A 10,285-nucleotide genomic window follows, 5' to 3' on the forward strand; every position below is an offset into this window, starting at 1 on the left:
GGAAGCCGTAACCGCTCGGCGGGGTGGGGGCGTTGGGAGCCGGGCTCGGCACGGGTGCGCCGGGCCGGTGGGCGGCTGGGCCGGGCTGGTGCGGCGCCTGGTGGGGCTGGTGCCACGCGGCGGGCGCGGGCTGCGGGGCCTGCGGCTGGAACGGCGGCTGCTGGCCGGGCACGCCGGCCGGGCCCTGGGCGGCCGGCGGCTGCGGCTGCTCACCGGGCAACGGCCCGGGCTGCTGCGGGGCGGCCGGCTGCGGCCCGGGCTGTACGGGCCACTGAGCCGCGGGCGCCGGAGCGGCGGGCTGGTACGACGGCGGCAGCGGGGGCAGTCCCTGCTGCGGCGCGGGCGGCGGGGTCCAGCCGGGCTGGGGGGCCGGGGCAGCGGGAGGTGCGGCGGGTCCGGACTCCGGGGCGCCGGGCGGCGGGAAGCCGTAGCCGCCGGGCTGTGCGGGGGCGGACTGCGGGCCGCTGGGCTGCTGGGCCGCGTCGGCGGGGGCGGTGCCGGCCGGGGCGCCGTCCTCGGGCGTGCCCTGCGGCGCACTGCTACGGGCCACGGCGTCCGCCGGCTCCGGCGCACCGGGGACCGGCACGGCCGCGGCAGCGTCCTCCGGCCCCTCGGGATGTACGGCGTCGGCGCCGCCCTCCTCGGTGCCGCCCTGTCCGGCGTCGGCGGTGTCGCCGGCACCCGAGGGCTCCGACCCCTCGGCCGACGCCTGCTCGTGCTCGTCCCCGTCCACGGCGGAACCGTCGGCAACGGAACCGTCGGCCCCTGTCACCGCCTCCTCCGGCGAGGCGGCTTCACCGCCGGACTCGGACACATCCGCGCCCCCGGCGGAGCCCTCCGCAGCGGCCGAGGCAGCCGAGGCATCCACCGCGCTCTCGTCGCCCGCCGCAGCCCCGCCGTCCGCGGAACCGCCGTCCTCGGACCGGGCCGGCGTCCCGGCGTCGGCCGTGCGCTCGGCGATCTCGGCCATCTGGCGCTTCAGGGCGACGGCGGAGAACCGCATGGTCGCCCCGCTCTCCAGATCCCCGTTGTCCGTCTCCGGCTCGACCCCGGCTGAGGCGGCCGCCGCCTCCTGCGGGGTCGCCTGGGGCTGCTGCGCCTGCTGCGGCTGCTGGGGCTCGAAGCCCTCGGGCAGGCGCGGCACCGCGACCGGCTCACCGGCCGGCGGCGCGTACGACGCACCCTGCGCCGGACCGTACGGAGTGCCCTGCGGCGGAGTGCCCTGCGGCGGAGTGCCCGCCGGCGGGGCGGCCGGCGGGGGCGGCGTCACACCCGGAACGGGCGAGCCCGCGGGAAAGGGCACCGCCGGGGCGGCCGGAGCGGCCGGCTCGCCGGCGGTCCCGGCGAAACCGCCGGCACCGCCGCCCCCCACGGCACCGCCCGAGCCGCCGGCCGTACCGGACGCGTTCTGCGTGTACCAGGCGGGGGGAGCGTAGTCGATGGTGAACTCGCCGGTGGTCTCGACGGCCTCCGCGTCGGGCTGGTCATCGCCGGGTGTGTCCCAGCCCCCGCGCATCCCGTCCCGATCGCTGCTCACAGTTCCTCCTGGTGTGGTCGAGCACCCTCATGCCGTGCCGGGGCGACCATGTCGTGTCGTACCGAGTCGTCCGTAGTCGTGCGGGCGGTCCGATGCACCGGCCCTCCCCCGGGGACACCGACGCCCGGCTCACGGGTCCTGCCATCGCGCCCGCTCCCAGCCTAATCACCAAGAGCCGCACCTCGGCAGGCCCGTCCGCCTCTCCGCGCCCGCCCACCAGGTCACCGCGGGCCCGGAAACGCCCCGCCCGTCCCGCACGGCCGCCGTGACGGTGTGAACAAAAGGGACGGGGAAGGGCAGTTCAGTCCATCCGGCGAGGCGTGCCCAACAATCCGATCTCGGCGTCGGTGGGTTGGGTCAGCACATACTGGCGGTCACGGTCGGTGCACCACAGGGTGACACCGTCGGGCAGCGCCGGCAGCGATTCCACCTCGGTCCGCGACAGCCCCATCGTGCGCCCCAGTTCGGCCGCCTCGTCCGGCGAGACCCGCTGGATACCGGCGAGCCGCGCCTGCCGCAACAGCCGGGGCGCGACCGGGCTCAGATACGGCAGCAGCGTCAGCACCGACTGCCAGGGCCCGGACACCACCCGTCCGCGCGGCGGCCGCATCCCGCAGTCCCGCACCACCAGCACCGGCGTACCGGCGGAGGCACCCTGCGGGGGCACCCGCCCCACGTCGTACACGGACAGCCCGTTCTGCCCGCCGCCCATGGCGTGCACCATCTGCATCCACGCCTGCGGCCGGCCGGTCTCCACGGCGACCCGTGCCCCGGTGGCGGCGGACCGCAGCGCCATGACCTGCGCGGTCCACAGGCCGCCGATGAGCACCATGTCGTACGGCGTGGGGCGGTTGACGCCGAGCACGGCGGGCGCGCCCTCGCTGTTGACGCCGACCACCACACCGTCGTCCCCGATGGGCAGGGTCAGCGAGTCCGCCTGCTCCACGGGCAGCGCGTGCCGCGGATGGCGGGGACCCAGCAGGCCGAAGCCGGTGCGCAGCCGCTCACCGAGCCCCGGGGCGGCCGGGGTGGGTGTCGTCGTCGTGGACATCAGCGGGCACCTCCGAGCGGCAGGGTGGCCAGGACGCCGGGGAGTTGTTCCCGGTCCAGGCGTGCGAGCCCGGTCCGCGCCTGCTGCGCCGCACGCTCAAGATCGCGCCGCGCGTCGGTGAGTTCCTGCTTGCTGCGACCGGTGATCCGCACGTGACCGGTGATCGTCACATCCTGCTGCGCGCCCTTGGCCAGCGTCAGGCTGAACGTCGTCGCCAGCGCGGGAACCGCGGTCAGCTGCGCCACCAGTTGGGCCAGCGAACCGCCGGGACCCCCGAGCTGGGGCCAGCGGCGCACCCAGTAGGTGGTGTGCCGGCGGTTGTCGCAACGCCAGCTGCGGCTGGACTCCTCGGTCCTGCGCTGCGGCGCTTCGCCGCGCCCGGCCTGGGCCGTCACCATCGGGTTGGCGCACGCGCTCGTGGCGATCGCGGCCGTCAACTCCTCCTCGGTGAGCACGTTCGCCCGGAACCCGGCGCCGGTCAGCCGGCTCGACAGGTGCTCGGCGGAGCGCGCCAGGCACTTCTGCGCCCCCAGCAGCCCGCCGCCGCGCGCGGCCACCGCCTCCGGGCACAGCTCGGGGTCGAGCTTCAGCGCGATCCAGGTGATGCGGACGGCGGGGGAGCCGGTCTGGGCCTGCAGTGGCGCGTAGTTGCTGACCACGACCGACTGCTGGGGCAGGTGCAGCGCGGGCGCGGGCTGGGTGTGCACCACCACCTGCGCCGACTCCAGCCGGATGCCGTCCACTTCGAGGACGTCCCGGACGAGCGCCAGGGGCAGCGGTCGCCGGCCGCGCTCCGCGCGCAGCGCGTCGACGTCCGACTCCACCTGGAGCACCGCGGTCAGGAAACCGCCGTCGCCCACCATGCCGATGGGCCGCTGGTCGCGGTCGTCGCCGCGGTGGTGACTGAACGTGCGCAGGGCCGGGTCGCACTCCACGGCGGGTGCGAGACCGGAGTCGGTGCCCGGCGGCACCGGTGTGCCCGCGGCCCGCCGTATGCGGGCCCGCATGGCCAGCAGGGTGCCGAGCCATTCCGGCAGGGACCGTCCGCGGCGCCGTACGACGGCGAGCACCAGGAGGACCACGGCGAAGGGGGCGGTCACGATCAGCCCGACCGTGCCGAGCAGCCACCCGCACAGCACGAGCGCGCCCGCGATCTCCAGCAGCACCAGCCGCTGCACCGCGAACGAACCGCCGCGCCCCGAACGGGACTCCGGCCGCGGCGTGAAAGCGCCCTGGGAAGGCGTGGACGCCTGCTGGGCGCCGCCCCGCCGGGAAGAGGAGCCGCGGGCGCCCGGCCGGCGCGCGTCATCCGATCGCGACCCCGATTGCGATCGCGACCGGCTCCGCGTTGCGGAAGCCATCACTTCAAAACCCCCGAACTGTCCCGAAAACCCTTGCGCTCCGGTCCCTTCAAGCCCTGAGCACCCTACCCGTGCCACCAGCACGTCCACGCAACAGGCATAGTAGGGGCCGGGTCTGACAGTCGAGGCACCAGAGGCAGCCGAGGGCGGGGGACGGATCTTCACAGGTCCCCCACGGCTCCGCAACGGGGAGAGAGCGGACACAGATGGCATCACGGCGGGACGAACTCAACGCCTACACCTTCGCGAAGCGCCGTACGCTCGCGTCCTTCCTGCAGCCCTCACCCTCCGGTTCGGAGGAGGGCGCCCCCAAGCCGCTCGGCGCACTGGTCCCCGGTCTTGTCGTCGGTGTCGTGATCCTCGCGGTGTTCGGCGCGATCGGCATGTTCAGCCCCACGGCTCCCAAGGGCTGGGACACACCCGAGGAACACGTCATCGTCGCCAGCAAGTCGACCACCCGGTACGTCGTCCTGAAGACGGGCAAGCAGACGCAGCTCCACCCCGTCCTCAACATGGCCTCGGCCAAGCTGCTGCTGAACCCCGACAAGGCCGACGTCATCACCGTGGACGAGAAGATCCTCGACAGCGGCAAGCCCCCGCACGGCGCCACCATCGGCATCCCCTACGCCCCCGACCGCCTGCCCTCCCCGGACGAGGCCGAGACAGCCAAGCGCTGGGCGGTCTGCGAGCGGCCCGGGGACGGCGGCCGCGCCATCCAGAAGGCGGCGTTCGTCCTCGCGAAGAAGGAATGGTCCAAGACGGAAGGGCGCGACAAGCTCGAGCACGGCGACCTGATGTACGTCGTCGCCCCGGACGGCAAGACGCAGTACGTCGTCGACGCGACCGGCACCGCCTACCGGATCGCCGATCCGGGTGACAAGGAACTCCTCAAGGCCCTCGACACCCGCGGCCGCACCCCGCAGCGCGTCTCCCAGCAGTGGCTCGCCACCCTGCACACGGGCGACCCGATCGCCATCCCGGACATCGACGGCATCCCCGGCAGCAAGGCCGGCGCCGGCATCATGCCCGCGCAGTACGACAAGGTCGGCGAGGTCATCAAGGCGTACGACGGCCAGGTACTGCGGTACTACGTCGTCCTGCGCGGAAAGGTCGCCCGCGTCTCGGAGTTCACGGCCACGCTCCTGCTCAACAGCGGCCGGCTGCTCGACGTGGGCCAGGCCGGCGAGGCCCAGCAGGTCAGCCCCGGCGCCGTCGCCGACAGCACGTCCTTCGACGAGGACAAGGACTGGCCGGCGTACAAGCCCCGGACGGTGAACGACGGCTCCAGTGCCACCAGCGGCCGCAACACGCTCTGCAACGTCCTGCGGTCCGTCGGCGGCCAGGGCAGGACCACCCTGTCCACCTGGGTCGGCAAGGACTTCCCCGCCCAGCTCCCCACGGGCTCCTCCAGCGCCTACGTCACCCCCGGCTCCGGCCAGCTCTACCGCCAGTTCCAGGGCACGGAGACCAAGGCCGGCGGCGTCTTCCTGGTCACCGACACGGGCCTGCGCTACGCCCTGCAGTCCAACAGCGACAGCGCCACCAAGGACAAGGGCATCGGCACCTCCGCCAAGAAGCGCAAGCAGGAGCCGGCCGAGGCCAGGATCGCCCAGACCCGCCTCGGCTACGAGAAGCTGACACCCGCGCCCGTCCCGCTGGAGTGGTCCACCTTCCTGCCGACGGGGCCGCGCCTGTCGGAGGCGGCGGCGCGGCAGCCGCAGGGCTCGTAGCGGCCGGGGAGGAGAACGCATCATGCTCGAGGCAAGGACGCCGGGGCCCGGAACGCGTACGGCCGTAGTGGCCGCCGCCGTGGCCCTCACCGCGACGACCACCGTGTTCGCCCTGCCCGCCGCCCCGGCCCGGGCGGACGACGGCCAGTGCACGTTCCCGTCGAAGCCGTACGCGGGCCGGCCGTGGGCGCTGCAGCGCGTCAACCTGGACGAGCTGTGGGCGCAGTCCACGGGCAAGAACGTCCAGGTGGCCGTGATCGACACCGGAGTGGACGTCAAGAACCCGCAGCTCGCCAAGGCCGTGGACGCGTCGAAGGGCAGCAACCTGCTGCCCGGCGAGAACCGCAAGGGCGAGAAGATAGACCGCGGCAACAAATGGGGCACCACCGACACCGTCGGCCACGGCACCCGCGTGGCCGGCATCATCGCGGCCCGCCCGGTGAAGGGCACGGGCTTCGTGGGCCTGGCCCCGGACGCCACGATCATCCCGATCAAGCAGAACGACGCCGAGGGCGACGGCACGGCGAAGACCCTCGTCGACGCGATCAAGTACGCGGTCCGCGCGGGCGCCGACGTCATCAACATCTCCCAGGACACCTCCGAGCCGCTCGACCCGAAGGACTCGACCCTGAAGGACGCCGTCGACTACGCCCTCGACCGCAAGGTCGTGGTCGTGGCGTCGGCCGGCAACGACGGCCTGGGCGGCAACGAGAAGGCCACGTACCCGGCCTCGTACGAGGGCGTCCTCGCGGTGGCGGCCTCCGACCGCAACAACGAACGCGCCGCCTTCTCCCAGAAGGGAGAATTCGTGGACATCGCCGCGCCCGGCGTCGACATGATCTCCACGGTCCCGGGCAACGGCCACTGCTCGGACAACGGTACGAGCTTCTCGGCGCCCTATGTGGCGGGCGTGGCCGCCCTGTTGAAGTCCAAGTACCCGAAGTGGACGGCCCAGGAGGTCGCCGCCCAGATCGAACAGACCGCGGAACGCTCCATCCCCGGGCATGACGCGCTGGTCGGCTGGGGCGTCGTGGACCCCGTGAAGGCCCTCACGGACGTGGACCCGGCCCACCCCCTCCAGTCCCCCCGGCCCGAGAACGGCATGACCAAGGGCGAGGCCCCGTCGGTCACCCCGCTCCACTTCGGCGAGACGGCCGAGGAACGCGACAGCCGGCTGGCGACCTACACCGTGGTGGGCGGCCTGGTCCTGGTCGCGGGCCTGGCCGGCACGGCGGTGGCGGCCCGCGACGCCCGCCGCCGACGCGGCGGACGAACCAACGGCGCCCCCCGAACGCCCTGACGAGGACCTCCCGCCCCGGTCCGCAGCCACGCGCACGACCCCGGACAGAACGGCTTCCGAGACACACGAACGCGGCCGAACCGGAGCCACACGCAGGCGCACGGCCTGCAGACGCAAGCACCCGGACGGCCCGCAGCCAGCCGACGCGCGGGCAGGCCGGGCACACGTGAGGGCGGCGGCGCCATGGGGCACCGCCGCCCTCCCGAGTCTCCGGCCCGCCCGCCCGCCCGCACGTCGCGGACGGGTGTCAGTTCGCAGGCGGGGACGCCTTGTCGTCGGCCTTGATGCCGAAGTCGACCTGCTTGCCGTCCACGGAGGTGACGGTCACCGTCACCCCCAGCGTGCTGCCGTCGTCCGCGGTAAGAGTGCACCGGGTGGTGGTACCGGCCTTGCCCGCGAGGTCCTCCGGACAGGTGATACGCGGCTTCGGCCGGCCCGTCTGGGCGGCGAGCCTCTCGGACACCGTGGCCGCCAGTTTGTCAGCGGACACCGTCGGCTTCGACTTCTCCACGGTGACCGACCCGGAACACCCACCGAGCAGCACGCCGACGGCAACTGCCGAAAGAACGCTAGCTGTTGCGGACAGGCGGGCTGTGGTCATGAGGACTCCATTCCAAGTCAACAGGGCGAGGGGACGTCCGAAGCATACTGGCAGCCATGAAGCTCCATGATTTCTCCATCCGGTATGCAAATACTTTCACTTGGTCCGCTTCGCATCCTCACCGGGTGCATTATCGCAGCGATGTCAACGGTGATTAGGCGCCGGCGTACGTCATTCCATCCGACGGCTCCAAATTTCTGATGCTCGTAGAAGTCGGTGCTAGACTTCGCGCGCCGATCACTGGGAGCGACAACCAACGTGGCCTCGGCCGGAGTTGATGAAACGGAGGGCAGCCGTGGCTGATCCTGATCTGGGTGCGGATTCCCACATTCTCAAAAAGGGCGCCAAAGACATCGTCGAAGCCCTGCGTCCGACCGAGGGTTTCAACCTGGAGGAGTCCGCAGGGCGGAGCTCCTCCTTCGGGCGTTCATCCGCATCCTCTTCGTTCGTGGCCTTCTGTGCGACTTGGCAGGCGGGCGCGCAGATCCTCAGCGGCAGCACGGCCCACCGTGCGGCCGGTCTCATCTCGGCTTCGGGCACTTTGACGGACACGGACGGACAGGTTCGCGACGCGGCTCACTCCGTCAAGACGGACCACGGCAAGTAAGGCAAGAGCGGGGAAAGCAGTGGCAGCCGCACTCGGGTCGACCAAGGACCCCAAGGAGCTCATTCCCGGTGACGTACACGCGCTGACCGAGCTCGCAGACACCATGCAGCACTGGTCGGACAAGTTCGACAAGGTCGGGTCCAATCTGCGGGATGTGAAGGTCCCCGGCTGGCACGGGGAGGCCAGTGACGCGTTCTGGAAGAGCCTGAACGGCGAGAAGGGGAACTGGTACGTCGCCTCCGACCACATGTCGGGAGCAGCCAGTGCCATCAAGTCGTACACCAGTGTGCTGCACTGGGCGCAGGGGCAGGCTGCTGACGCGATAGAGAAATGGGACAAGGGCGACCATGCTGGAGCCCAGGAGGTCCTCAACACCGCCCGCACCCAGGTGGAGCACGAGGCCGGAACGCTGTCGTCGAAGCTGGAGAAGTTGTCCGGCGGCGCCAAGGACAGCCCGAGTTGGCTCACCCAGGCGCGGCAGCTCGCCAAGGACCTGGGGCTCGGGGAAACCACCGTCAAAGAGGACGAGTTGTGGCAGTACGGCAACAACCCGGCCGACAAGCGGAAGCGGCAATGGGGCCACCAGGACCCCAACGCCACCACGGAAGACCCGAACGCGCCGAAGAAGGTCAGCTGGTCGGTGAAGATCGCCGAGGTCAGTGGTGGTGCCAGCGTCTGGTCCGCTGACGCCAAGGGCGAGACCACGGTGGGCGGCGTCAAGCTGTCCGGCAACGCCGGTGTCTCCTTGCTCGGCTATGACGCCTCAGCGGTCGCCGGTATCACCGACGGGAACCTGGAGCTGAAAACGACCGCCAGCGCGTACCTCGCGAAGGCCGAAGTCGGCGGAAGTGCCGAGTACGGCTTCCTCGGCGTGCAGGCACAGGGCAGCGCCTTGGCCGGGGCCAACGCCGAAGCCAAGGCCACCATCGGCAAGGACGGAGTGCACGGCGGCGCCGAAGCGTTCGTGGGTGCGAAGGCCGAAGGATCGGCCGCCGCGGACGTGGGCGGTGTCGGCGCCGGTGTGACCGGCGAGGCCTGGGCCGGCGCAGGGGCCTCGGCCAGCGTCGACCTCGGCAAGGGCGACGACGGCAAGTATCACATCGGCGGTGAAGTCGGTGTCGGCCTCGGCGTCGGCGGGAAAGTGGGCTTTCAGGTCACCGTCGATCCCGGCGAGGTCGTCGACACGGTCGGTGACGCGGCGGACGCGATCGGCGACGCCGCAGGATCGGCGTACGACCACACGCTCGGCGAGTGGTTCTAGGCTTGCCGTGAGGCACAGCAAGGAAGTGGGTTGACGATGACGGCCACGTTGCCGGTCAAGATCTCGTTCTCGTTGCCGGACGGCTGGCGATCGGCTCCGCCGGACGAGGTGGGCGCGCCGGATGCCGCGTTCGTCGCGCTCCACCCCGCCTCCATCGACGGGTTCACTGCGAACATCACCATTGCAGGCGGGATGCGCAACGACAGCGCCACCATGCGGCAGATCGCCGACGAGTCGGTCCGGCGACTCGGGCAGGCGGGCGCTGTGGAGGTCACCAAGCAGGAAGAGGTGGGCACTCCCGACATCCCCGGGCTGACCGATGCACCGGGCGTCGTGCAGAACCTGCGTTTGGCCACCACTTTGCACGGCGAACCACTCGAACTGGTGCAGAGCCAGGTCTACCTCGGCTTGGAGGACGTGGACCGTCCGTCGCAGCGGGCCGTGATCGAGCTGGTCCTCACCGCCAAGCCCGAACAGTTGGCAGAAGTGCTGGACGACTTCAAGCAGTTCGTCCGCTCCGTGCGGGCGGACGAACGTTCCTGACCCTCGCGCCGCCGTCTCAGACCGTCGACCACACCTGCGGCGGAATCCGTTCCAACACGTCGCAGAGGTGTCCGAGCCGCTCATCGAAGTCCCGCGGGCTGAGCCGGCCCCGGCGCCAGGTGAGCAGCTCGCCGCCCACCAGCCGGATCGGGACATCCTGCGCGGCCTGCGGCTGCGCCGACAGGAAGGGTGCCACCTCGGCGGTCAGAGCGCTCCGGGCGAATGCCTCGTCGTCCGTGATCACACGGAAGGCCTCATCGAACTCCGGCACGCCGAGCTGTACCACGCGGCCGC

General features: G+C 72.0%; 9 protein-coding genes and 1 pseudogene. 5 read left to right on the forward strand and 5 right to left on the reverse strand.

What is annotated here, in order from left to right; all coding sequences use genetic code 11:
• The 3 genes from IE312_RS39760 to eccE all read right to left on the reverse strand — a co-directional run.
• Positions 1-1,537: SCO5717 family growth-regulating ATPase (locus IE312_RS39760; RefSeq protein ID WP_268254312.1), on the reverse strand; the 1,537-nt coding region annotated here is incomplete at its 3' end.
• A gap of 301 nt (positions 1,538-1,838) precedes the next feature.
• On the reverse strand, positions 1,839-2,588 hold the full coding sequence (locus tag IE312_RS12890) for a hypothetical protein (RefSeq protein WP_189981281.1): 750 nt from the start codon (positions 2,586-2,588) through the stop codon (positions 1,839-1,841).
• Positions 2,588-3,949: a type VII secretion protein EccE gene (gene eccE / locus IE312_RS12895; protein WP_189981283.1), complete on the reverse strand. Its 1,362-nt coding sequence runs from the start codon at positions 3,947-3,949 to the stop codon at positions 2,588-2,590. The genes IE312_RS12890 and eccE overlap by 1 nt, the downstream gene beginning before the upstream one ends.
• Positions 3,950-4,155: 206 nt before the next feature.
• Here eccE and eccB point away from each other — a divergent pair, with 206 nt between their 5' ends.
• Together eccB and mycP are read left to right on the forward strand one after the other, a co-directional pair.
• A complete protein-coding gene (gene eccB, locus IE312_RS12900) occupies positions 4,156-5,679 on the forward strand; it encodes a type VII secretion protein EccB (RefSeq protein ID WP_189981285.1) in 1,524 nt (507 codons plus the stop codon).
• Positions 5,680-5,701: 22 nt separating this feature from the next.
• Entirely contained in the window at positions 5,702-6,979 is a 1,278-nt protein-coding gene (gene mycP / locus IE312_RS12905; protein WP_189981287.1) for a type VII secretion-associated serine protease mycosin, read from the forward strand.
• A 247-nt stretch (positions 6,980-7,226) separates the two neighbouring features.
• Here the strand turns inward: mycP and IE312_RS12910 are convergent, their stop codons facing one another.
• Complete coding sequence (locus tag IE312_RS12910) at positions 7,227-7,580, reverse strand: DUF4333 domain-containing protein (RefSeq protein WP_189981289.1); 354 nt, start codon at positions 7,578-7,580, stop codon at positions 7,227-7,229.
• Positions 7,581-7,875: 295 nt separating this feature from the next.
• Here IE312_RS12910 and IE312_RS12915 point away from each other — a divergent pair, with 295 nt between their 5' ends.
• Genes IE312_RS12915 through IE312_RS12925 form a run of 3 tightly spaced genes read left to right on the forward strand, consistent with a single transcriptional unit; the run spans position 7,876 to position 9,991 of the window.
• Positions 7,876-8,187: a hypothetical protein gene (locus tag IE312_RS12915; protein WP_189981291.1), complete on the forward strand. Its 312-nt coding sequence runs from the start codon at positions 7,876-7,878 to the stop codon at positions 8,185-8,187.
• Positions 8,188-8,206: 19 nt separating this feature from the next.
• Positions 8,207-9,448 (forward strand): putative T7SS-secreted protein, encoded by a 1,242-nt coding sequence (locus tag IE312_RS12920; protein WP_189981292.1) that lies wholly within the window; start codon positions 8,207-8,209, stop codon positions 9,446-9,448.
• A gap of 36 nt (positions 9,449-9,484) precedes the next feature.
• Entirely contained in the window at positions 9,485-9,991 is a 507-nt protein-coding gene (locus IE312_RS12925) for a hypothetical protein (protein WP_189981293.1), read from the forward strand.
• Between the two features lie 16 nt (positions 9,992-10,007).
• Here IE312_RS12925 and IE312_RS39765 read toward each other — a convergent pair.
• Positions 10,008-10,285: pseudogene (locus IE312_RS39765) on the reverse strand (hypothetical protein); the annotation flags it as partial.

It is taken from the genome of Streptomyces capoamus (assembly GCF_014654935.1).
Lineage (GTDB): Bacteria > Actinomycetota > Actinomycetes > Streptomycetales > Streptomycetaceae > Streptomyces > Streptomyces capoamus.

Bases quoted from the DNA above. Each gene is read 5' to 3' on its own strand.
- IE312_RS12890 (WP_189981281.1), bottom strand. From the start codon at position 2,588: ATGTCCACGACGACGACACCCACCCCGGCCGCCCCGGGGCTCGGTGAG.
- eccE (WP_189981283.1), bottom strand. From the start codon at position 3,949: ATGGCTTCCGCAACGCGGAGCCGGTCGCGATCGCAATCGGGGTCGCGA.
- eccB (WP_189981285.1), top strand. From the start codon at position 4,156: ATGGCATCACGGCGGGACGAACTCAACGCCTACACCTTCGCGAAGCGC.
- mycP (WP_189981287.1), top strand. From the start codon at position 5,702: ATGCTCGAGGCAAGGACGCCGGGGCCCGGAACGCGTACGGCCGTAGTG.
- IE312_RS12910 (WP_189981289.1), bottom strand. From the start codon at position 7,580: ATGACCACAGCCCGCCTGTCCGCAACAGCTAGCGTTCTTTCGGCAGTT.
- IE312_RS12925 (WP_189981293.1), top strand. From the start codon at position 9,485: ATGACGGCCACGTTGCCGGTCAAGATCTCGTTCTCGTTGCCGGACGGC.